We start from the raw sequence: 22,023 nt of genomic DNA on the forward strand, positions 1-22,023 counted from the left end.
GTATGGGACAGCCGCAGCAGCAGTCAGATGGGACCGAGGCAGGCAAACCACCCCTGCGCGTCGGGATGGTGGGCTACGCCTTCATGGGCGCGGCCCACTCCCAGGGCTGGCGCACCGCGGGCCGTGTCTTCGACCTGCCGCTGAACCCCGTGCAGGCCGTGATCTGCGGCCGGGACGCCACCGCCGTGCGGGCGGCGGCCGACCGTCACGGCTGGGCGTCCACCGAGACCGACTGGCGCGCCCTCGTCGAACGCGACGACATCGACCTCGTCGACATCTGCACCCCCGGCGACAGCCACGCCGAGATCGCCCTCGCCGCCCTCGCGGCCGGCAAGCACGTCCTGTGCGAGAAGCCCCTCGCCAACACCGTCGAGGAAGCCACCACGATGGCGCGTGCCGCCGAAGTGGCCTACCAGCGCGGACAGGTGGCGATGGTCGGCTTCAACTACCGCCGGGTGCCGGCCACCGCCCTGGCTCGCCGGATGGCCGCCGAGGGCCGCCTGGGCGCACTGCGGCACGTGCGTGTGACGTACCTCCAGGACTGGCTGGTCGACCCGCAGTTCCCGCTGACCTGGCGGCTGCGCAAGGAACAGGCCGGCTCGGGCTCGCTCGGCGACCTCGGCGCGCACATCATCGACCTCGCGCAGTACCTGGTCGGGGAGCGGCTGGCGGGCGTCTCCGCGCTGACGGAGACCTTCGTACGGGAGCGGCCCCTGCCCGCCGGCGCCACGAGAGGTCTGTCCGCCGTCTCGTCCGCCGGTACAGGGGAGGTCACCGTGGACGACGCCGCCCTCTTCACGGCCCGCTTCCCCTCCGGCGCCCTCGCCTCCTTCGAGGCCACCCGCTACGCGACCGGCCGCAAGAACGCCCTGCGCATCGAACTCAACGGGGAGCGCGGGTCGCTCGCCTTCGACCTGGAGCGGCTCAACGAACTGTCCTTCCACGACGGCACCGCACCCGGAGCGGAGGCGGGCTTCCGCCGCATCCTCGTCACCGAGCCCGACCACCCCTACCTGGACGCTTGGTGGCCGCCGGGCCACGGCCTCGGCTACGAGCACACCTTCGTCCACCAGGCCCGCGACCTCGTCCACGCCATCGCCGAGGGCCGCCGCCCCGAACCCTCCTTCGCCGACGGGCTCCAGGTGCAGCGCGTGCTCGCGGCCGTGGAGGAGAGCGCCGAGAAGAACTCCGTCTACACGCCGATCGCGGTCTGAGGAGGCTGACGCGCATGCCGCGCACGTTCACGCTGTTCACCGGCCAGTGGGCCGACCTGCCGTTGGAAGAGGTCTGCCGGCTCGCCCGCGACTTCGGCTACGACGGGCTCGAACTCGCCTGCTGGGGCGACCACTTCGAAGTCGACAAGGCCCTCGCCGATCCGTCCTACCTGGACGGCCGCCGGGCGCTCCTCGACAAGTACGGCCTCAAGTGCTGGGCCGTCTCCAACCACCTGGTCGGACAGGCCGTCTGCGACGCCATCATCGACGAACGCCACCAGGCGATCCTGCCGGGAGAGATCTGGGGCGACGGAGACGCGGAAGGGGTCAGGCAGCGGGCCGCGGACCGCATGAAGGACACCGCGCGCGCCGCGGCCGCCTTCGGCGTCGAGACCGTCATCGGCTTCACCGGCTCAGCCATCTGGCACCTGGTCGCCATGTTCCCGCCCGCCCCCGACGCGATGATCGAGCGCGGTTACCAGGACTTCGCCGACCGCTGGAACCCGATCCTGGACGTCTTCGACGCGGAGGGCGTGCGGTTCGCGCACGAGGTCCACCCCAGCGAGATCGCCTACGACTACTGGACCACTCAGAGGGCTCTCGAAGCCGTCGACCGGCGCCCCGCCTTCGGCCTCAACTTCGACCCGAGTCACTTCGTGTGGCAGGACCTCGACCCGGTCGGCTTCCTCTGGGACTTCCGCGACCGCATCTACCACGTCGACTGCAAGGAGGCCCGCAAGCGCCTCGACGGACGCAACGGCCGGCTCGGGTCCCACCTGCCCTGGGGCGACCCCAGGCGCGGCTGGGACTTCGTCTCCGCCGGGCACGGCGACGTTCCCTGGGAGGACGTCTTCCGGATGCTGCGCTCCATCGACTACCGGGGCCCGATCTCGGTCGAGTGGGAGGACGCCGGCATGGACCGGCTCCAGGGGGCGCCCGAGGCACTGACCCGCCTCAAGGCGTTCGACTTCGAGCCGCCCAGCGCGTCCTTCGACGCCGCGTTCAACAGCTGAACCACGCACTCCTCGCTGCTCGGGGACGGGGACCGGTTTCACCGTCGGTCCCCCCTCCGGCCTGCCCGGATCCTGCTTTGTCCTGTGCTGGGAGAAAGGCCCAACCGATCCAGATCCAAGGGGTGTTCGCCCCGGACGGACACGGTTACCTTCCTTGAAGTGTTCAAGACACACGCACCTCCGGGGTGACGGCGCACCCCGGCGCCCGCACCGCACGTCTACGCACCCATTCCGTACGGCACACCCCGTTCCCGGAGGGACTTCGTGCAGAGAACCAGACCCAGAAGCACCCGCGCACCCAGGCGGCCCAGGCTTCGCACCACCGTCGCCTTGGTCACCGGCCTGCTCCTCGCCGTGGGCACTCCGGCCACCGTCGCCGGAGCCCAGTCCGGCCAAGCGGAGCAGAATGAACCGGCGGCCGCCGAGGGCCAGTTCCAGCAGGTGCCGCTCGCCAAGGGCGAACCCGAGACGGGCGAGCCGATGTCGCTCGCCGTGCTCCCGGACCGCAGCGTCCTGCACACCTCGCGCGACGGCACGCTGCGCCTCACCGACCAGGGAGGTGTCACCAAGGTCGCCGGCAAGATCCCCGTCTACACCCACGACGAGGAAGGCCTCCAGGGCGTCGGCCTCGACCCGGACTTCAAGAACAACCGGGCGATCTACCTCTACTACGCCCCGCCGCTCGACACTCCCGCGGGCGACGCCCCGGAGACCGGCACCGCCGAGGACTTCAAGAAGTTCGACGGCGTCAACCGCCTTTCCCGCTTCGTCCTCAACGCCAACGGCACGCTGAACATGGCCAGCGAGAAGAAGGTCCTCGACGTCGCCGCCTCCCGGGGCACCTGCTGCCACGTCGGCGGCGACATCGACTTCGACGCGGACGGCAACCTCTACCTGTCGACCGGCGACGACACCAACCCCTTCGCCTCCGACGGCTACACGCCGATCGACGACCGGCCGAACCGCAACCCGGCCTTCGACGCCCGACGCAGCTCCGCCAACACCAACGACCTGCGCGGCAAGATCCTCCGCATCAAGGTCGCCGAGGACGGCTCGTACACCATCCCGGAGGGCAATCTCTTCGCCCCGGGCACCGAGAAGACCCGTCCCGAGATCTACGCGATGGGCTTCCGCAACCCGTTCCGGATGAGCGTCGACGACAAGACCGGCATCGTGTACGTCGGCGACTACGGCCCCGACGCGGGCGCCGCCGACCCCAAGCGCGGCCCGGCAGGACAGGTCGAGTTCGCCAAGGTGACCAAGGCGGCCAACTTCGGCTGGCCCTTCTGCACCGGCGACAACGACGCCTACGTCGACTACGACTTCGCCACCAAGGAGTCCGGAGAGAAGTTCGACTGCGACGCCCCGAAGAACACCTCGCCCTACAACACGGGCCTGGTCGACCTGCCGCCCGCGCAGGCCGCCTGGATCCCGTACGACGGCGGCTCCCTGCCCGAGTTCGGCGACGGCTCCGAGTCCCCGATGGCCGGCCCGGTCTACCGCTACGACCCCGAGCTCGACTCCAGCGTGAAGTTCCCCGAGGCGTACGACGGCGACTTCTTCGCAGGTGAGTTCGGCCGCCGCTGGATCAAGCGGATCGAGCAGAACGACGACGGGTCCGTCGCGAAGATCAACGACTTCCCGTGGACCGGCACCCAGATCATGGACATGGAGTTCGGCCCCGACGGCGCGCTCTACGTCCTCGACTACGGCGTCTCCTGGTTCCAGGGCGACGAGAACTCCGCGCTGTACCGGATCGAGAACGCCGAGGACGGCTTCTCGCCGATCGCCGAGGTGAACGCCGACAAGACCTCCGGCGCGGCCGGCCTGAAGGTCAAGTTCACCGGCTCCGCCAAGGACGCCGACTCCCCGGACCTCACCTACAGCTGGGACTTCGGCGACGGCACCAAGGGCGAGGGCCTCAACCCCACCCACAAGTACAAGAAGGTCGGCACCTACAGCGCCACCTTCACCGCGAAGGACCCCGAAGGCAACACCGGCAACGCCAGCGTCCGGATCGTGGTCGGCAACACCGAGCCCAAGGTGAGGATCGACGTCCCCGGCAACGGCACCCTGGCCGAATTCGGCAAGCCCGTCCCGTTCAAGGTGACCGTCACCGACCCCGAGGAGACGGTCGACTGCTCCAAGGTCAAGGTTGTCTACAGTCTCGGCCACGACTCCCACGCCCACGAGCTGACCAGCGAGATGGGCTGCGAGGGCACCCTGAAGCCGCCCGCCGGCGACGGCGGCCACGACCCCAACGCCGACATCTACGGCGTCGTCGGCGCCGGCTACACCGACGGCGGGGCGAACGGCCAGGAGGCCCTGACCGGCACCGCCCGCACCGTGCTCCAGCCGCTGCACCGCCAGGGTGAGCACTTCACCACCCAGTCGGGCGTGTCGGTCATCGAGAAGACCGGCGCCAACGGCGGCAAGACCGTCGGCAACATCGACGACGGCGACTGGATCTCCTTCAGCCCCTACCGGTTCGACGGGCAGAAGAAGATGACCGTGCGGGCCTCCTCCGGCGGCGCGGGCGGCTTCATCGAGCTGCGCACCGGCTCGCCCGACGGTCCGCTGCACGGATCGGCGTACATCCCGCCGACAGGCGGCTGGGAGACCTTCCAGAACGTCGACGTGCCGCTGCGGTCGCTGCCCAAGAAGACCACGGACATCTACCTGGTCTTCAAGGGCGGCGAGGGCGCGCTGTTCGACGTGGACGACTTCGAGTTCTCCACGGAGCCGTTCAAGGGCGGCAAGAAGGTCCTGGTCTTCTCCAAGACCGCGGGCTTCCGCCACGACTCCATCCCGGCCGGCATCGCCGCGCTGAAGGAGCTCGGCGGCCCGGCCGGCATCACGGTCGACGCCACCGAGGAGGCGAAGCAGTTCACCACGGCCAACCTCGCCAAGTACGACGCGGTGGCCTTCCTGTCCACCACGGGTGATGTCCTCGACGCCGAGCAGCAGAAGGCGTTCGAGAACTACGTGAAGAACGGCGGAGGTTACATGGGCATCCACGCCGCCGCCGACACCGAGTACGACTGGGAGTTCTACGGCGGCCTCGTCGGCGCCTACTTCGACTCGCACCCGGCCATCCAGAAGGCCACGGTCCGCGTCGAGGACCACGACCACCCGTCGACCGCGCACCTGGACGACGCCTGGGAGCGCACCGACGAGTGGTACAACTACCGCACCAACCCGCGTGAGCAGGCCAAGGTCCTCGCCACCCTGGACGAGACGACGTACCAGGGCGGGAACATGAAGGGCGACCACCCGATCGCCTGGTGCCAGAGCTACGGCGGCGGCCGGTCCTTCTACACCGGCGGCGGCCACACCAAGGACTCCTACGCCGACGAGGCCTTCCGCGCCCATCTGCTCGGCGGCCTGAAGTACGCCACCGGCCAGGTGAAGGCGGACTGCAAGCCGAGCAAGGACTACCGGAAGATCTTCAACGGCCAGACCCTGGACGGCTGGAAGCAGGCCGGCCCCGGCACGTTCAACGTCAAGGACGGCACCCTGGAGACCGAGGGCGGCATGGGCTTGCTCTGGTACCAGGCCAAGGAACTGAAGTCGTACTCCATCAAGCTCGACTGGAAGATGCGGGGCGACGACAACTCCGGGATCTTCGTGGGCTTCCCCGCCTCCGACGACCCCTGGTCCGCGGTGAACAAGGGCTACGAGATCCAGATCGACGCCACGGACGCGGCCGACCGCACCACGGGCTCCGTCTACTCGTTCAAGTCGGCGAACATCAAGGCCCGTGACCAGGTTCTGCGGCCGCCCGGCCAGTGGAACTCCTACGAGATCAAGGTCCAGGGCGAACGCCTCCAGGTGTTCCTCAACGGAGTCAAGATCAACGACTTCACCAACAAGGACCCCCAGCGGAGCCTGACCGACGGCTACATCGGCCTCCAGAACCATGGCGCCGACGACCAGGTCTCCTTCCGCAACATCCAGTTGAAGGAACTGCCCGTCACGGGTGGCTGAGAGCGGCGGCGGGCGGGGGACGCCGGACCCCCGCCCGCCGTCTCCCGTCCCTCCCCCCGGGTTCGCGCACGATCGGAGGCTGCACATGTCCGCGTCCCTCTCCCGACCGCGTGTGGGGGTGTGGCTGATCGGAGCCCGCGGCTCCGTCGCCACCACCGTCGTCACGGGGTGCGCCGCCGTCGCCGCGGGACTGCACCCGCCCACCGGCATGGTGACCGAGACCCCCGCGTTCCTCGACAGTGATCTGCCCGCGCTGTCCGACCTCGTCTTCGGGGGCCACGACACCGTCGACTGCCCCCTGCCCAAGCGCGCCGAGACCCTGACCGCCGGCGGCGTCCTCCCGCCGGGTGTCGCCACTGCAGTCGCCGCCGAACTCAGCGCCGCCGACCGGGAGATCAGGCCGGGTGGCCCCACTCCCGGGGACACCCGGAGCGAGGCCGAACTCATCACGGCCTTCGCCGACGACATCCGCGACTTCGTCCACCGCCATGAACTGGAGCGGGCCGTGGTGGTGAACGTCGCCTCCACCGAACCCGCCTGCCAGGGGCCCGGCGCCCCGCTGCCGGCCAGCACTCTGTACGCGCTGGCGGCCCTGAGCGCGGGTTGCCCCTACGTCAACTTCACCCCCTCCGAGGGCATGCACCACCCCGTCGCCGCCCGCGAGGCCGAACGCAGCGGCCTGCCGTACGCCGGCCGCGACGGCAAGACCGGCCAGACCCTCCTGCGCTCGGTGCTCGGCCCCATGTTCGCCCAGCGGGCGCTGACCGTCCGCGCCTGGTCGGGCACGAACCTGCTCGGCGGCGGCGACGGCGCCGCCCTGGCCGACCCGGCCGCCGCGGCGGCCAAGAACGCCGGCAAGGAACGGGTCCTCACCGACACCCTCGGCACCACTCCCCAGGGCGAGACCCACATCGACGATGTCCCCGCCCTCGGCGACTGGAAGACCGCCTGGGACCACATCGCCTTCGACGGCTTCCTCGGCACCCGCATGATCCTCCAGACCACCTGGCAGGGCTGCGACTCCGCCCTGGCCGCACCCCTCGTCCTCGACCTCGCCCGGCTGACCGCCCGGGCCCACAAGGTGGGCCTGTCCGGCCCGCTGGACGCCCTCGCCTTCTACTTCAAGGACCCAGTGGGGGACGCTTCGTTGGCCCTGGCCGAGCAGTACGAGGCACTGATCGGCTTCGCCGGGAGACTCCGGGGAGCGGGGACGATGGGACCGGCGGGGTCGGCAGGTCCGGCGGGGTCGGGCGAGGGCGCGGGTCTTCGGCAGGGAGTAGGAGAGAGCGCGGGCCTCCGGCAGGGCGTGGGTGAGGGCCCCGGTTTCCGGCAGGGCGCGGGTGAGAGCCCCGGCCTCCGGCAGGGCGCCGGAGAGGGCCGCGAACTCGGTCGGGCGGAACAGGCCCAGGGGATGGAGGGTCTCCGGTGAGGCGGCGAGAGCGCCCATGCGGAGCCTCAGGCAGTACGGATGACACCTCCCTCGGAGGGGACGCCGACGGCACGGCGCCCTGCGGCCGCACCGACCGCCCGGCACGGGCACGCGCCTGGGCCGAACTCCTGCGTCTCCCCGCCCTGTTCAGCGTGCCCGGCGACGCACTCGCCGGCACGGTAGCGGTCGGTGCACCACCCAGCGCCCGCACTCTGCTCGCCATAGGCTCCTCCCTCTGCCTGTACGAGGCCGGCATGGCCCTCAACGACTGGGCGGACCGCGAGGTGGACGCCGTCGAACGCCCGCACCGCCCCCTGCCCTCCGGCCGCATCCGTCCCGCCGCCGCGCTCACGGCGGCCTGTGCCCTCACCGGAGCCGGGCTGGCCCTGGCCGCTCGCGCCGGCCGCCCGGCCCTGGCCGTCGCCGCGCCCCTGGCGGCGACCGTCTGGGCGTACGACCTCAGCCTGAAACACACACCGGCCGGGCCCGTGGCCATGGGCGCGGCCCGCGGACTGGACCTGCTCCTGGGAGCCGCGGCCACCACCGGCCGTACCCGCCCGGCACTGCCGTCCGCCGCCCTCCTCGGCACCCACACCCTGGCCGTCACGACGGTCTCCCGCCAGGAGGCCCGGGGCGGCTCACCTCTGGCTCCCCTGGCGGCGCTTGCGACGACGGCCCTGCTGACCCGCCTGGTGACGCACCGCTTCGCACGTCTCCCGGAAGACCGCCGGGAAGCAGCCGCACACGTCGCGCCGGGCCCGCGATCCGCCCGTCCCCGACGACCTGAGCCGAGTCGACAGCCCGCGGCACACCTCACCACCGCCCTCGCGGCCGCCTACGCCGCGACCACCGCCCGCCCCTACCTCCACGCAGCCCTCAACCCCTCACCTCCCCTCACCCAACGAGCGGTCGGCGCCGGCATCCGCGCCACGATCCCCCTCCAGGCCACCCTGACCGCCCGATCCCGGGGCACGGCCACCGCCCTCCTCATCGCGGCCCTCGCCCCACTCGGAGCGAGATTCGGGAAGAAGGTGAGCGTCACATGAGCTCCGATGCCCGAGCCTCCGGCAGTCGAGCCACCCCGACCGGGCCGGCCCTCCCTTCCCTCCGCTTCGGCTACGGCACCAACGGCCTTGCTGATCTCCGGCTCGACGACGCGCTCTCCCTTCTCGCCGACCTCGGATACGACGGCGTCGGGCTGACCCTCGACCACATGCACCTCGACCCGCTCGCCCCCGACCTCGCCGCCCGCACCCGCCGGGTCGCGCACCGGCTGGACGCGCTCGGGCTGGGAGTCACCGTGGAGACGGGCGCCCGCTATGTGCTCGACCCGCGCCGCAAACACGGCCCTTCCCTGCTGGACCCGGACCCCGGTGACCGGGCCCGCCGTGCGGACCTCCTCCTCCGGGCCGTGCGGGTCGCGGCCGACCTCGGTGCCCACGCGGTTCACTGCTTCAGCGGGATGGTCCCGGACGGCACCGACACGGACACCGCGTGGAAGCGCTTCGCCGAGACCCTCACGCCCGTCCTGGACGCCGCCGCGTCCGCCGGCGTCCCGCTCGCCGTCGAGCCCGAACCGGGTCACCTCCTCGCCACCCTGGCCGACTTCCATCACCTCCGCCGCATCCTCGGCGACCCCGACCCTCTCGGCCTCACCCTCGACATCGGCCACTGCCAGTGCCTCGAACCCCTCTCTCCCGCCGACTGTGTGCGCGCCGCCACCCCCTGGCTGCGGCACGTCCAGATCGAGGACATGCGGCGCGGCGTCCACGAGCACCTCCCCTTCGGGGACGGGGAGATCGACTTCCCACCGGTCCTGGCGGCCCTCGCCGCCACCGGCTACCAGGGCCTGACCGTCGTCGAACTGCCTCGCCACTCCCACGCCGGCCCCCACTACGCCGAACACTCCCTCCCGTTCCTCCGCCACGCCGAGCAGACCGCGGCCGCCGCCTCGCCGCCCCCTGCTCCGGCCCTCCAGCAGGCCGCGCCACCCCACGGCGCTCCCTCCACCGCCCCTGAAGGGAGCAGCACCCCATGAGCCACCCCCGCACCACACCAGCGGCGAGAACCGACGGCTCCCAGGACGCCCGAGCCCACGGGAACACCGCCGCACGGGACGCCCAGGCTCCCGAGGACGCCCACCCCCTGGCCACCACGGACACCCACAGCACCCACACCGCCCAACCCACCCTCGACACCGCCCTCGCCTCCTCGCCGGCCGACCTCCGCCGTCACGTCACCGCCCATCTCGACCCCGCCGCCCGCGCCTGGCTCGAGCACGCCCTCGACGAGGCCGCCGCCCACCCCGGCATCCACGGACCCATCTCCGCGTGGGAGCTGCGCCTCGCCGAGGCCGGCCGGCGCTGCGGTGCCGCGTACGCCGACGCCGCACGCGTCCTCATCCTCGACGCGGCCCGTGCCGGGACCGACGCCCTGACCCGGGTGTACTTCCAGGGCACCGCCGACGAGCGCCGCGCCGTCCTGCACGGCCTGCCCCATCTCGTGCCCGGCCCCGGTGCCCTCCCGCTCGTCGAGGACGCCCTGCGCACAAACGACACCCGGCTCCTCACCGCCGCCGTCGGCCCGTACGCCGCCCGGCACCTGGCCCCCCACGACTGGCGCCACGCCGTACTGAAGTGCCTGTTCACCGGCGTCCCCGTCGACCACGTGGCGGACCTGCCCCGGCGTGCTCACGGCGATGGCGAACTCGCCCGCATGCTGGGCGACTACGCCGCCGAACGCACCGCCGCCGGCCGCACCGTCCCCGAGGACCTGTACCGCGTCCTGGACCTGACCGAGTCCGCCGGCCCGGCCCCCGGCACGGACCACCCCCACGGCAAGGAGTCCTGATGCGCATCTTCGACCCCCACATCCACATGACGTCCCGCACCACGGACGACTACGAGGCCATGCACGCCGCCGGTGTCCGCGCCGTCGTCGAGCCCTCCTTCTGGCTCGGCCAGCCCCGCACCGCGCCCGCCTCCTTCATGGACTACTTCGACTCCCTCCTCGGCTGGGAGCCGTTCCGCGCCGCCCAGTACGGCATCGCCCACCACTGCACGCTGGCGCTCAACCCCAAGGAGGCGAACGACCCCCGCTGCGTGCCCGTCCTCGACGCACTGCCCCGGTATCTCGTCAAGGACAACGTCGTGGCCGTCGGCGAGATCGGCTACGACTCCATGACCCCCGCCGAGGACACCGCCCTCGCCGCCCAGCTCCAGCTCGCCGCCGACCACGGCCTGCCCGCCCTCGTGCACACCCCGCACCGCGACAAGCTCGCCGGGCTGCGCCGCACCCTCGACGTCGTCCGGGAGTCCGCACTGCCCCCGGAACGCGTCCTGGTCGACCACCTCAACGAGCCCACCGTCAAGGAGGCCAAGGACAGCGGCTGCTGGCTGGGCTTCTCCGTCTATCCGGACACCAAGATGGACGAGGAACGGATGATCGCGATCCTGCGTGCCTACGGCACCGAACAGGTCCTGGTCAACTCCGCCGCCGACTGGGGGAAGAGCGACCCGCTCAAGACCCGCAAGGTCGGCGATCTGATGCTGGCCGAGGGGTTCGCCGAGGACGACGTCGACCAGGTGCTGTGGCGCAACCCCGTAGCCTTCTACGGGCTCAGCGGCCGCCTGAACCTCGACGTCACCGGCACGCAGGCCACCCACGAGGGCAACACCATCCTCCGCGGCGCCCCGAAGGATCCGCACGAGCCGGACCCCGGCCCGGGAGACGGCGACGAGCCGGCCCGCGTCCCCGCCGCGGGGGCGTGAACCATGCGCTTCCGCCACCCCGACGGCTCCACCGTCCACCTCGCCTACTGCACCAACGTCCACCCCGCCGAGACTCTCGACGGCGTCCTCGCGCAGCTCCGCGACCACTGCGAACCCGTCCGCCGCCGCCTGGGGCGCGACCGGCTCGGCATCGGGCTGTGGCTCGCCAAGGACGCCGCCCACGCCCTCGACACCGACCCGTCCGCACTGCGCGGCCTGCGCTCCGAGCTGGACCGGCGCGGCCTCGAGGTCGTCACCCTCAACGGCTTCCCGTACGAGGGCTTCGGCGCCCAAGAGGTCAAGTACCGCGTCTACAAGCCGGACTGGGCCGACCCGGAGCGCCTCGACCACACCACCGCCCTGGCCCGCGTCCTCGCCGGGCTCCTCCCCGACGACGTCGGCGACGGCACCATCTCCACCCTGCCCCTCGCCTGGCGCACCGCGTACGACGACGAACGCGCGGAGACCGCCCGCACCGCCCTGCGCACCCTCGCCGAACGCCTCGACGCCATCGAGGAGCTGACCGGCCGCTCCATCCGCGTCGGGCTGGAACCGGAACCCGGTTGCGTCGTCGAGACCACCCGCGACGCCATCGCCCCGCTCACCGCCATCGCCCACGACCGCATCGGCATCTGTGTCGACACCTGCCATCTCGCCACCTCCTTCGAAGACCCGCACACCGCCCTGGACGCCCTCTCCGACGCCCGCGTCCCCGTCGTCAAGTCCCAGCTTTCCGCCGCCCTGCACGCCGAACACCCCCATCTGCCCGAGGTCCGCCAGGCCCTCGCCGCCTTCGCCGAACCCCGCTTCCTGCACCAGACCCGCACGGCCACCGCCGCCGGCCTGCGCGCCACCGACGACCTCGACGAGGCCATCGAGGGCAACGCCCTGCCCGACGGGGCACCCTGGCGCGCCCACTTCCACGTCCCCCTGCACGCGGCCCCCGCCGCACCCCTCACTTCCACACTCCCGGTCCTGAAGTCCGCACTCACCCGGCTCGTCGGCGGCCCGGCCCCGCTCACCCGCCACCTGGAGGTCGAGACCTACACCTGGCAGGCCCTCCCGCCCGAGCTGCGCCCCCGCGGCCGCAGCCAGCTCGCCGAGGGCATCGCCGCCGAACTCACCCTCGCCCGCGACCTGCTGACGGACCTCGGCCTGAAGGAGCTGCCATGAGCGCCCATGAGCACCCGGCCCCGGCCACTGCGGACCACCCCACACCGCTCCTCGTCCTCGACGTCGTCGGCCTCACCCCCCGTCTCCTCGACCACATGCCCCACCTCAAGGCGCTCGGCCAGTGCGGCTCCCGCGCCCCGCTGGGCACCGTGCTGCCCGCTGTCACCTGCGCCGCCCAGTCCACGTTCCTCACCGGAACCATGCCCTCGCAGCACGGCATCGTCGGCAACGGCTGGTACTTCCGCGAACTCGGCGACGTCCTCCTGTGGCGCCAGCACAACGGCCTCGTGGCCGGTGACAAACTCTGGGACGCCGCCCGCCGTGCCCACCCCGGCTACACCGTCGCGAACATCTGCTGGTGGTACGCCATGGGCGCCGACACCGACATCACCGTCACCCCCCGCCCGGTCTACTACGCCGACGGCCGCAAGGAACCCGACTGCTACACCAGGCCGGCCGCGCTTCACGACGAACTCACCGAAGAACTCGGCACGTTCCCCCTCTTCCACTTCTGGGGCCCCGGAGCGGACCTCGTCTCCAGCCGGTGGATCATCGACGCGACCCGCCACATCATCCGCACCCGGCACCCCGACCTGACGCTCTGCTACCTCCCTCATCTCGACTACGACCTGCAGCGTTTCGGCCCCGACGACCCGCGCTCCCTGAAGTCGGCCGCCGACCTGGACGCCGCCATGGCACCGCTCCTGGACGACGCCCGTGCCGAGGGACGCACCGTCGTCGCGCTGTCCGAGTACGGCATCACCCGGGTGAACCGGCCCGTCGACATCAACCGCGCCCTGCGCCGCGCCGGCCTGCTGGAGGTGCACACCCAGGACGGCATGGAATACCTCGACCCGATGGCGTCCCGTGCCTTCGCGGTAGCCGACCACCAGATCGCCCACGTCTACGTGCGGCGCCCCGAGGACCTCGACGCCACCCGCGCCGCCCTCGACGGCCTGCCCGGCCTCGAGCAACTCCTCGACGACGAGGGCAAGAAGGCCCACCACCTCGACCATCCGCGCGCTGGCGAACTCGTCGCCGTGGCGGAACCCGACGCCTGGTTCACGTACTACTACTGGCTCGACGACGCCCGCGCGCCCGACTTCGCGCAGCTCGTCGAGATCCACCGCAAACCCGGCTACGACCCGGTCGAGCTCTTCATGGATCCCCTCGACCCCTACGTCAAGGTCAAGGCGGCCACCGCGCTGGCGCGCAAGAAACTCGGCATGCGCTACCGCATGGCGGTCGTGCCCCTGGACCCCTCACCTATTCGCGGCAGCCACGGCCGCCTTCCGGCGAGCGACGACGACGGTCCGCTCCTCATCTGCTCCACCCCCCGCGCTGTCGGCGACCGCGTCGCGGCCACCGATGTGAAGTCACTGCTGCTCCGACTCGCCGGTCTCACCTGAGGACGGACGCTCAGTCCCGACTGGTCACAAGTGAAGCACTCACCACTGACAACGCCCCGCGATCACGAGGAGTTCCACGCATGAGCCGCTTCTCCCAGCCCGACCCCGAGCTCACCCACCGCCTCAGCAGACGAGGCATGCTCGGCGTGGCCGCGGGTGCCACCGCCGCCGCCCTGCTCGGCGCCGCCGCACCCGCGACCGCCGCCACCGGCAACGCGACCTCCGCCACCGGCACGGACTCCGGCGCCAAGGGGCGCGGCCGCCCCGTCCTGCCGCCCGGCCGACTCGGCATCCAGCTCTACAGCCTCCGCGACAAGGTCTCCACGCTCGGCTTCGGTCCCGTCTTCGCCGAACTGGAGAAGTACGGCTACGACGAGGTCGAGTTCGCCGGCTACACCCAGGGCTCGGCCGGCCCCATCACGCTCGCCCAGCTCAAGCGGCTGGCCCGGAACCACGGCCTGAACCCCATCGGCAGCCACGTCGGCTACTACTCCAGCGACCCGAACGCCTACACCTTCGCCCAGAACCTCACCAAGGTCCTCGACGATGCCCAGGCCCTCGGCCTCAAGCACATCGGCACGGCCGCCGGCCCGTTCCGCTACGGCTCGACCGTCGACGCCTGGAAGCGCGCGGCCGAGGACTTCAACACCTACGGCGCGGCGGCGAAGGCCCGGGGCATGAAGTTCTACCAGCACAACCACTCCGAGGAGTTCTCCTTCGCCACCGACAATCCCAAGGTCCGCCTCTACGACGTCCTGCTCAAGGAGACCGATCCGGACCTCGTCTACCTGGAGATGGACATCTACTGGGCGTACGTCGGCCAGTTTCGCTTCTCCAAGCGGCCCGACGGCACGCCCGCGCCGTTCGAGCCGCTGAACTACGTCCTCCGGCAGCCCGACCGCTACCCGCTGTTCCACGTGAAGGACGGGGAGAGCGACCCGTCGAACCCGTACGGCTACCGCATGACCGACGTCGGCGACGGCGACATCGACTACCAGCGGTTCATCTCGGCCGTGACCCGGCTGCGCGGCCACCGCATGGCCCACCACTGGCAGGCCGAGCACGACAACCCGGCCGAGTCCTTCACGTTCGCGCGCCGTTCGAGCGCGCATCTGCACTCGTTGCGCGAGAAGTGCTGACAGGGCACGGACACGACTGAGGCAGGACCCCGACGGCGCAGGGGGCGCTCCCCGTCGTCGGGGCCCCGCCGTCGTGTCGCGGGGAGTCCTGTCAGCCCTGGGTGGCCGCAGCCCGCAGGGTGAGACGGTGCTCGCCCGCGTACACGTTCATGGAGGTGCCGCGCAGGAAGCCGATCAGGGTCAGGCCGGTTTCCGCGGCCAGGTCGACGGCCAGGGAGGAGGGTGCCGAGACTGCCGCCAGGATGGGGATGCCGGCCATCACGGCCTTCTGCGCCAGTTCGAAGGAGGCCCTGCCCGAGACCAGCAGGATCGTGCGCGAGAGGGGCAGGTCGCCGTTCTGCAGGGCGCGGCCGACCAGTTTGTCGACCGCGTTGTGGCGGCCGACGTCCTCTCGTATGTCGAGCAGGTCGCCCTCCTCGGCGAACAGGGCGGCGGCGTGCAGGCCCCCGGTCCGGTCGAAGACCCGTTGAGCCGCGCGCAGCCGGTCGGGGAGGCGCGCGAGCAGGTCGGGTTCGACCCGGACCGGGGGAGCGTCGGAGATGGGCCAGCGGGTGGTGGTGCGGACGGCGTCGAGGCTCGCCTTGCCGCACAGGCCGCACGATGAGGTGGTGTAGACGTTGCGTTCGAGGGTGATGTCGGGGATGACCACGCCGGGTGTCGTGCGCACGTCCACCACGTTGTACGTGTTCGACCCGTCGGCCGTCGCCCCCGCACAGTAGACGATGCTCTGCAGGTCGGACGCGTGGGCCAGGACGCCCTCGCTGACCAGGAACCCGGCGGCGAGGGGGAAGTCGTCGCCGGGAGTGCGCATGGTGATCGCGAGCGGTTTGCCGTTGAGCCTGATCTCCAGTGGTTCCTCGGCGACGAGTGTGTCCGGGCGGCTGGAGACCACCCCGTCCCTGATCTGGATCACCTTGCGTCGTGCCGTGACTCGTCCCATGACCGGCCTCAGCTCCGTACCGCTGCCACCGGCAGCTTTTCGATGCGGACCGCGGCGGCCTCGAACTCCGCTGTCCCCGGGATCGGACAACTGGCCTTGACCGGCGGCGCGTTGAGGTCCGCCGCGTCGGACAGGCGCATGGTCGTGAACGCCAGACCGGCTCGTAACGTCGGGTCCACCCACACCGGGGCCGTCACCGAACCGCGCCGAGTGGAGACCCGTACCTCCTCACCGACCACCACGCCGTAGCGCTCGGCGTCCTCCGGGCTCAGCTCGATGCACGTGCCGCGCCGCAGCGGTGACGCGGAACCATTTTTCTGTACAACGGTCTTGTACGAGTCGAGCCGACGCCCCGTGGTGAGGCGGATCGGGTACCGCTCGTCCGTCAGGTCCACGGGTGGGTCGTACGAGACGAGTCGGAAGGCCGCCCGCAGGTCCCGCTCGGTCGTCGTTCCGGTGAGGAGGGCCAGGTTGGACAAGGCACGTCCGGTGTCGGTGCCGTGACGGTGCTCCACGACGAACGGCGTCCGCGGCCGGCCCTGATCGCCGGGTGGGTGGCCGTGCGCCAACTCCCTGATGACGGCGGCCGATACGCCCGTCACCTTCTCGGCGAGCGACAGCGTCCAGGGCTCGACGAGCTGTTGGTACTCCTCGAAACCGGTCGTCGCGCGCTCGATGAAGGCGTGGTCGGCGAGGCCCGCCCGGATGATCTCCCGGCCGATCGCATGGGCCAGCGGAACCTCGGTACCGGCCTTCGGCCGGATCCGGCGGTCGCCGGATCCGGCACGGTCGGGTCCTCGTACGCTCATGCGGCGGCCTGGTGGGCGAGGAGGTCGGAGAGGGCGTGGACGGTGCGCAGGGTGGGCACCTGGACGCCGGTGATCTCGGCGAGTTCGATGACGGCGGCGAGGAGGACGTCGAGTTCCAGCGGCTTGCCGCGTTCCAGGTCCTGGAGGGTGGAAGTGCGGTGGTCGCCGACGCGTTCGGCGCCGGCGAGGCGGCGTTCGATGGAGACGCCGACCTGACAGCCCAGGGCCTCGGCCACGGCGAGGGTTTCGGTCATCATGGTTTCGATGACCTTGCGGGTGCCGCCGTGCAGGCACATCTGCCGCATGGTGGCGCGGGCGAGGGCGCTGATGGGGTTGAAGGAGATGTTGCCCAGGAGCTTGAGCCAGATGTCGTTGCGCAGGTCGGGTTCGACCGGGCATTTGAGGCCGCCGGCCTGCATGGCCTCACTGAAGGCGAGACAGCGCGCCGAAATGCTTCGATCGGGCTCGCCGATGGAGAACCGGGTGCCTTCCAGGTGCCGGACCACGCCCGGCCCTTCGAGCTCCGTCGCCGCGTAGACCACACACCCGATGGCACGCCGGGGCGCGAGTACCGCACTGACCGCGCCCGCGGGGTCCACGCTTTCGATGGGGTGGCCGTCGTGGGGGCCGCCGTGTTGGTGGAAGTACCACCAGGGGATGCCGTTCTGGGCGGCGATGACCGCGGTGGTGTCGTGCAGCAGAGGCTCGATGAGCGGCCCGCACGCCGCGTACGAGTTGGCTTTGAGGCCCAGGAAGACGTAGTCGACCGGGCCGATGTCGGTCGGGTCGTCGGTGGCGTGGGCGTGGGCGGTGAAGTCGCCGCGTGGGCTGAGTACTTGGACACCGTGGTGGCGCATGGCCGTGAGGTGGGGTCCGCGGGCGATCAGGTGGACGTCGGCGCCGGCGCGGTGGAGCGCGGCGCCGACGTAGGCGCCGATGGCTCCGGCGCCGAGGACTGCGACTTTCATGATGGGGAGCTCCGTTCGGTTGAGGGTGACCGAGGAACTGCCGACTTTGTCGACTGGATATTGTCTACAGGATGAATCCGACAGTCAGCAAGAGTCGCGACGGCACTCGTCGTCGTCCGCGGCCCGTGAGCTGCTGGTATGCCCGTCCAAGGCGAGCCCACGCCCTGGGGCCGCGCGTGCCTGTGCGCCGTAGACTGTAGGCGAAAACCAATTCATAATTGGCCTGCCAGCTGCAGCGACGACGCTGCCCAGGAGGGAGCGCGATGTTGCCGACGACGGGACTGCCACAGGGCGCGGTGCCCAAGCTCGAACGGCCCGGCCCGTTGCGCGACCGTGTCTACGAGGCGCTGCTCGAACTCATCACCACCCGCGCCCTCCAGCCGGGCCAGCATCTCGTCGAGAGCGAGCTCGCCGGGCATCTCGGTGTCTCCCGGCAGCCTGTGCGCGAGGCCCTGCAGCGCCTCAGCACCGAAGGGTGGGTCGATCTGCGGCCCGCCCAAGGTGCCTTCGTGCACGAGCCGACGGATGAGGAGGCGGACCAACTTCTCTCCGTACGCACGCTGCTGGAGGCCGAGGCCGCCCGCCTCGCCGCCGCCAACGCGGGTGCCGACGCCGTCGCCGCGCTCGAGAAGCTGTGCGACGAGGGCGAGAAGGCCGTCGACGCCGACGACGTCGACGGCGCGGTCGCGATGAACGCCCGGCTCCACGCGAAGGTGATGGAACTCGCGGGCAACACGGTCCTCGCCGGGCTGGCCGCGCAGGTCGACCGCAGAGTGCGCTGGTACTACACACCGGTCGCCCGGCAGCGCGGCCACCGGTCCTGGATCGAGCACCGCGAGCTGATCGCGGCGATCGCGGACCGGGACGAGGAGCGCGCCACGGCGGTCATGCGTGCCCACACGGAACACACGCGCAAGATGTACCGCGAGCGCGAGAAGTAGCCGCGCGGCGAGAGCAACCGGTACGCCGTCACCCGACCGAACGACTCCCAGCCACCAGGCAACGGCTCAGGCGGCCCTTCCCCACGACGAGTGCCGCGGGGAAGGGCCGCCTGTGCGCCGACCCGGGCCGCTCAGGCCACCGGCTGCGGTGTTGATGCGCCGCCGCGCGTCCGTCCCGGCTGCCGTAGCAGCAGGGCGATCGCCGCCGCGATCATCGAGGTGACGCCGGCCAGCGCGTACGCCCCGTCGTAACCCCAGGCCGCGACCACCATGGAGCCGAGGCCGCCGCCGAACAGGCCGCTGATCAGCTTGCCGCTGTACACCAGCCCGTAGTTGGAGGCGTTGTAGTTCTCCCCGAAGTAGTCCGGGGTGAGTGCCGCGAACAGGGGATAGAACGCGCCGCCGCCGAAGCCGGAGAGGAACGCGAAGAACAGGAAGAGCCCTTCGCTCTTGACGCCACCGGCCCAGATCACGCCGAACTGGGCGAGGCCCAGGACGACGATGACCATCACCAGGGTGGACTTGCGGCCCCACTTGTCGGACATCCAGCCCACGACCCCGCGGCCGATGCCGTTGATGACCGCCATGACGCCCATCGAGGAGGCCGCCACCAGCGGACCGAAGCCGACCTCCTTGGCGTAGTCGACCTGGAAGGAGATCCCGAAGATGGACACGCCCGCCGTCATGACGAGGGCGATCCACATGAGGGGAAGCATGCCGGTCCTGATGGCCTCCTTGGGTGTGTACTGCTTCACCGCCGGAGGGTTCTTGGCGAGGGCGTCGGCCCCCTTCTCGGTGCTGCCGTAGGTCAGCGGGTCGATGTCCGCGGGCCACCAGTTCTTCGGCGGGTCCTTGAAGAAGAACGCGCATCCCACGACCACGATCAGGACGTAGCAGCCGATGAGGTCCAGGACGCGGTGGTAGTTCGCCGTGTCGAAACCGTAGTTGAAGATGAAGATGAACGGCAGTGATCCGTACGCGAAGCCCCCGTTGACGAATCCGGTCCTGGCGCCCCGGCGTTCGGGGAACCATTTGCCGACCATGTTGATGCAGGTCGCGTAGACCAGGCCGGCGCCGACCCCCCCGACGACGCCGAACCCGAGGATCGCCAGCCATACGTTGCTCAGGTGCGACAGGGCGAGGAACCCGACCAGACACATGCCCGAGCCGATGTACATGGCACCGCGGGCGGTCAGGACGCCCTTCTCCCGCAGCCAGCCCGCCGGGAAGGCGATGCCGGCCTGGAAGAAGACCCAGACGCTGAGGATCCAGAAGGTGTTGCTCTGCGTCCAGCCGTGGGCGTGGGACAGGGTGTCCTCGGCCGAGCCGTACGCGTACTCGAAGACGCTGATGGCCATCATGGTGAGCCACGGGAGGTACACCATGAGCTTGCGCGAGTGGCCGAGGATGTCCCGGTCGCTCTCGCCGATGCGGTAGACGCGGCCACGTGCGTCGGTGACTTCACGGTAGGGACGATGTGCGGCGTCGGAGGGTGCGGAGGAGCTGTTTGCTGCGGAGCTGTTCGCTGTGTACGGATCTGCCGTCATATCACGCCGTTTCCTCGCCGAGCGGTTGCGGGTTGGAGGTGATGCGCTTGGCCTTGGGCCGCCCCGGGGGGTGCAGGAACGTGGCCATGAAGCCTGCGAAGAGGGAGATCGAACCGGCCAGGACGAACGCGCCGGAGTAGTCCCAGGCGCCCACGACCACGGCGCCCATACCGGAGCCGAGGAGGCCGGAGACCAGCTTGGAGGAGTAGACCAGGCCGTAGTTGGAGGCGTTGTTGTTCTCACCGAAGTAGTCGGCGGTCATCGCCGCGAACATCGGGAAGATGGCGCCGCCGCCGAAGCCGGAGATGGACGAGAACAGCAGGAACAGCGGGAGGTTGCCGATGTTCCCGGACAGGAGGATGCCGTACTGGGACAGTCCCAGGACGATGCAGACGAAGATCAGGCACTGCTTGCGGCCGTAGCGGTCGGACAGCCAGCCGATGACGCCGCGGCCGGTGCCGTTGACGATCGCCTTCAGGGACATGGCCGTCGCCACGATGCCGCCCGCGAAGCCGGCCTCGTCACCGAAGGGCACCTGGAACGCGATACCGAAGATGTTCACGCCCGAGGTGCACAGCAGGCAGAACCACATGAGGCCCACGCGGCCGGTCTGCCAGGCCTCCTTGGGGGTGTACTGGTGCACGGCCGGCGGGTTCTTCTCCAGCGCGCGCCGGGCACGTGCGTCGTCGGGCTTCTTCAGCGGGTCGACGTCGGCCGGCCACCAGTTCTTCGGCGGGTCCTTGAAGAAGTAGCCCGCCACGGCCACGACCGAGGCCAGGAAGAGTCCGACGGATACCAGCACCCAGCGGAAGTTGGTGAGGTCCATGTAGCCGGTGAAGATGAAGACGAACGGCACCGAGCCGTAGGCGAAACCGCCGTTGACGAAGCCCGTCTTGCCGCCCTTGCGCTCCGGATACCACTTGGCGACCATGTTCACGCAGGTCGCGTACACCATGCCCGCGCCCATGCCGCTGAACATGCCGAAGCCGACGTAGGCGACGACGACATGGGGTGCGAAGGCGAGCGAGAGATAGCCCAGCAGGGTGCCGAGGGCGCCGCACATCATCGCCCAGCGGGCCGGGAGCTTGCCGCTCTCCCGAAGCTTTCCGGCGGGGAATGCCACCGCGGCCTGGAAGAAGACCCACACGCCCAGCATCCAGAAGATATGGCTGCTGCTCCAGCTGTGCGCCGTGTGCAGCGTGTCCTCGGCGGACGCGAACGCGTACTCCGCCGAGCTGATGCCCATCATGCCCACCCACGGCAGGATGACCATCCATTTGCGCTTACGGCCCATGATGTCGACATCGGACTCTCCGATGCGGAACACGCGGCCGTTCTTGTCCGTCACCTCCCTGTAGGGGACGGACGTCGAGTAGTCGATGGTTGTCATCTGGTCCAACACTCCTTGCGTCGAAAGATCTGGCCAGCGCCCCCTGCCCAATGCCTTTCGTGCGCGCGCGTCCCTGGGGCCGGCCGACGCGCACCGTCGGGCGACCCCGCGCTCATTCACCTCATGGACCACCGCCCGGGAGTCCTGCCGCGTGGGTTCGGATCACCACGTCAGATCACCCCGCTCGACTTGAGCAGGCGCAGCTCTTCGTGGTCGAGGCCGAGTTCGCCGATGAGGATTTCTTCGGTGTGCTGGCCGAGGAGGGGTGGGGTGGTGATGTGCACGGGGGAGTCG

Annotated in this window: 16 protein-coding genes and 1 pseudogene; 12 read left to right on the forward strand and 5 right to left on the reverse strand. The window is 70.7% G+C overall.

All coding sequences use genetic code 11. The features are described 5' to 3' along the window. Positions 1-2: 2 nt before the first annotated feature. From ACZ6TU_RS17180 to ACZ6TU_RS17230, 11 genes are all read left to right on the forward strand, one after another. Positions 3-1,214 (forward strand): Gfo/Idh/MocA family protein, encoded by a 1,212-nt coding sequence (locus tag ACZ6TU_RS17180; RefSeq protein ID WP_467681800.1) that lies wholly within the window; start codon positions 3-5, stop codon positions 1,212-1,214. Between the two features lie 14 nt (positions 1,215-1,228). After that, complete coding sequence (locus ACZ6TU_RS17185) at positions 1,229-2,227, forward strand: sugar phosphate isomerase/epimerase family protein (RefSeq protein ID WP_467681762.1); 999 nt, start codon at positions 1,229-1,231, stop codon at positions 2,225-2,227. A gap of 264 nt (positions 2,228-2,491) precedes the next feature. Then, positions 2,492-6,214, forward strand: a complete 3,723-nt coding sequence (locus tag ACZ6TU_RS17190; protein WP_469549154.1) for a ThuA domain-containing protein — start codon at positions 2,492-2,494, stop codon at positions 6,212-6,214. Positions 6,215-6,299: 85 nt separating this feature from the next. Further along, the gene (locus tag ACZ6TU_RS17195; protein WP_469549159.1) at positions 6,300-7,643 is read left to right on the forward strand and encodes an inositol-3-phosphate synthase; all 1,344 of its coding nucleotides are present in this window, start codon (positions 6,300-6,302) and stop codon (positions 7,641-7,643) included. Beyond that, the gene (locus ACZ6TU_RS17200) at positions 7,640-8,689 is read left to right on the forward strand and encodes an SCO3242 family prenyltransferase (protein WP_467681768.1); all 1,050 of its coding nucleotides are present in this window, start codon (positions 7,640-7,642) and stop codon (positions 8,687-8,689) included. The genes ACZ6TU_RS17195 and ACZ6TU_RS17200 overlap by 4 nt, the downstream gene beginning before the upstream one ends. After that, positions 8,686-9,681 carry a sugar phosphate isomerase/epimerase family protein gene (locus ACZ6TU_RS17205; RefSeq protein ID WP_469549162.1) on the forward strand — a complete coding sequence of 332 codons (996 nt, stop codon included), beginning with the start codon at positions 8,686-8,688 and terminating at the stop codon, positions 9,679-9,681. The genes ACZ6TU_RS17200 and ACZ6TU_RS17205 overlap by 4 nt, the downstream gene beginning before the upstream one ends. Further along, positions 9,678-10,493, forward strand: a complete 816-nt coding sequence (locus ACZ6TU_RS17210) for an EboA domain-containing protein (protein ID WP_469549165.1) — start codon at positions 9,678-9,680, stop codon at positions 10,491-10,493. Before ACZ6TU_RS17205 ends, ACZ6TU_RS17210 begins: the two co-directional genes overlap by 4 nt. Next, on the forward strand, positions 10,493-11,413 hold the full coding sequence (locus ACZ6TU_RS17215) for a TatD family hydrolase (protein WP_469549168.1): 921 nt from the start codon (positions 10,493-10,495) through the stop codon (positions 11,411-11,413). Before ACZ6TU_RS17210 ends, ACZ6TU_RS17215 begins: the two co-directional genes overlap by 1 nt. Positions 11,414-11,416: 3 nt before the next feature. After that, the gene (gene eboE, locus ACZ6TU_RS17220; protein ID WP_469549171.1) at positions 11,417-12,586 is read left to right on the forward strand and encodes a metabolite traffic protein EboE; all 1,170 of its coding nucleotides are present in this window, start codon (positions 11,417-11,419) and stop codon (positions 12,584-12,586) included. Then, positions 12,583-13,995, forward strand: a complete 1,413-nt coding sequence (locus tag ACZ6TU_RS17225; RefSeq protein ID WP_469549173.1) for a nucleotide pyrophosphatase/phosphodiesterase family protein — start codon at positions 12,583-12,585, stop codon at positions 13,993-13,995. Before eboE ends, ACZ6TU_RS17225 begins: the two co-directional genes overlap by 4 nt. 80 nt (positions 13,996-14,075) lie before the next feature. Next, positions 14,076-15,134 (forward strand): sugar phosphate isomerase/epimerase family protein, encoded by a 1,059-nt coding sequence (locus ACZ6TU_RS17230; protein WP_467681780.1) that lies wholly within the window; start codon positions 14,076-14,078, stop codon positions 15,132-15,134. A gap of 91 nt (positions 15,135-15,225) precedes the next feature. On the opposite strand, the gene fdhD is transcribed toward ACZ6TU_RS17230, so the two are convergent. The 3 genes and pseudogenes from fdhD to ACZ6TU_RS17245 form a co-directional block, all read right to left on the reverse strand. After that, positions 15,226-16,074 carry a formate dehydrogenase accessory sulfurtransferase FdhD gene (fdhD, locus tag ACZ6TU_RS17235; RefSeq protein WP_469549176.1) on the reverse strand — a complete coding sequence of 283 codons (849 nt, stop codon included), beginning with the start codon at positions 16,072-16,074 and terminating at the stop codon, positions 15,226-15,228. A gap of 8 nt (positions 16,075-16,082) precedes the next feature. Continuing rightward, positions 16,083-16,502 (reverse strand): annotated as a pseudogene (locus ACZ6TU_RS17240) (molybdopterin dinucleotide binding domain-containing protein); the annotation flags it as partial. A gap of 377 nt (positions 16,503-16,879) precedes the next feature. Beyond that, on the reverse strand, positions 16,880-17,851 hold the full coding sequence (locus ACZ6TU_RS17245; protein WP_467681784.1) for a 2-dehydropantoate 2-reductase: 972 nt from the start codon (positions 17,849-17,851) through the stop codon (positions 16,880-16,882). A 263-nt stretch (positions 17,852-18,114) separates the two neighbouring features. On the opposite strand from ACZ6TU_RS17245, the gene ACZ6TU_RS17250 reads away from it, so the two are divergent. Further along, positions 18,115-18,792, forward strand: coding sequence for a GntR family transcriptional regulator (locus ACZ6TU_RS17250; protein ID WP_174523327.1), 678 nt, complete (start codon positions 18,115-18,117; stop codon positions 18,790-18,792). A gap of 131 nt (positions 18,793-18,923) precedes the next feature. Here the strand turns inward: ACZ6TU_RS17250 and ACZ6TU_RS17255 are convergent, their stop codons facing one another. Then, complete coding sequence (locus ACZ6TU_RS17255) at positions 18,924-20,339, reverse strand: OFA family MFS transporter (protein WP_467681786.1); 1,416 nt, start codon at positions 20,337-20,339, stop codon at positions 18,924-18,926. Position 20,340: 1 nt separating this feature from the next. Further along, positions 20,341-21,729, reverse strand: a complete 1,389-nt coding sequence (locus tag ACZ6TU_RS17260; RefSeq protein ID WP_467681788.1) for an OFA family MFS transporter — start codon at positions 21,727-21,729, stop codon at positions 20,341-20,343. Positions 21,730-22,023 lie beyond the last annotated feature (294 nt).

The organism is Streptomyces sp. NPDC052064, from assembly GCF_055585925.1.

Bases quoted from the DNA above. Each gene is read 5' to 3' on its own strand.
- eboE (WP_469549171.1), top strand. From the start codon at position 11,417: ATGCGCTTCCGCCACCCCGACGGCTCCACCGTCCACCTCGCCTACTGC.
- fdhD (WP_469549176.1), bottom strand. From the start codon at position 16,074: ATGGGACGAGTCACGGCACGACGCAAGGTGATCCAGATCAGGGACGGG.
- ACZ6TU_RS17230 (WP_467681780.1), top strand. From the start codon at position 14,076: ATGAGCCGCTTCTCCCAGCCCGACCCCGAGCTCACCCACCGCCTCAGC.
- ACZ6TU_RS17250 (WP_174523327.1), top strand. From the start codon at position 18,115: ATGTTGCCGACGACGGGACTGCCACAGGGCGCGGTGCCCAAGCTCGAA.
- ACZ6TU_RS17185 (WP_467681762.1), top strand. From the start codon at position 1,229: ATGCCGCGCACGTTCACGCTGTTCACCGGCCAGTGGGCCGACCTGCCG.
- ACZ6TU_RS17245 (WP_467681784.1), bottom strand. From the start codon at position 17,851: ATGAAAGTCGCAGTCCTCGGCGCCGGAGCCATCGGCGCCTACGTCGGC.
- ACZ6TU_RS17215 (WP_469549168.1), top strand. From the start codon at position 10,493: ATGCGCATCTTCGACCCCCACATCCACATGACGTCCCGCACCACGGAC.
- ACZ6TU_RS17180 (WP_467681800.1), top strand. From the start codon at position 3: ATGGGACAGCCGCAGCAGCAGTCAGATGGGACCGAGGCAGGCAAACCA.
- ACZ6TU_RS17210 (WP_469549165.1), top strand. From the start codon at position 9,678: ATGAGCCACCCCCGCACCACACCAGCGGCGAGAACCGACGGCTCCCAG.
- ACZ6TU_RS17225 (WP_469549173.1), top strand. From the start codon at position 12,583: ATGAGCGCCCATGAGCACCCGGCCCCGGCCACTGCGGACCACCCCACA.
- ACZ6TU_RS17255 (WP_467681786.1), bottom strand. From the start codon at position 20,339: ATGACGGCAGATCCGTACACAGCGAACAGCTCCGCAGCAAACAGCTCC.
- ACZ6TU_RS17205 (WP_469549162.1), top strand. From the start codon at position 8,686: ATGAGCTCCGATGCCCGAGCCTCCGGCAGTCGAGCCACCCCGACCGGG.
- ACZ6TU_RS17195 (WP_469549159.1), top strand. From the start codon at position 6,300: ATGTCCGCGTCCCTCTCCCGACCGCGTGTGGGGGTGTGGCTGATCGGA.
- ACZ6TU_RS17260 (WP_467681788.1), bottom strand. From the start codon at position 21,729: ATGACAACCATCGACTACTCGACGTCCGTCCCCTACAGGGAGGTGACG.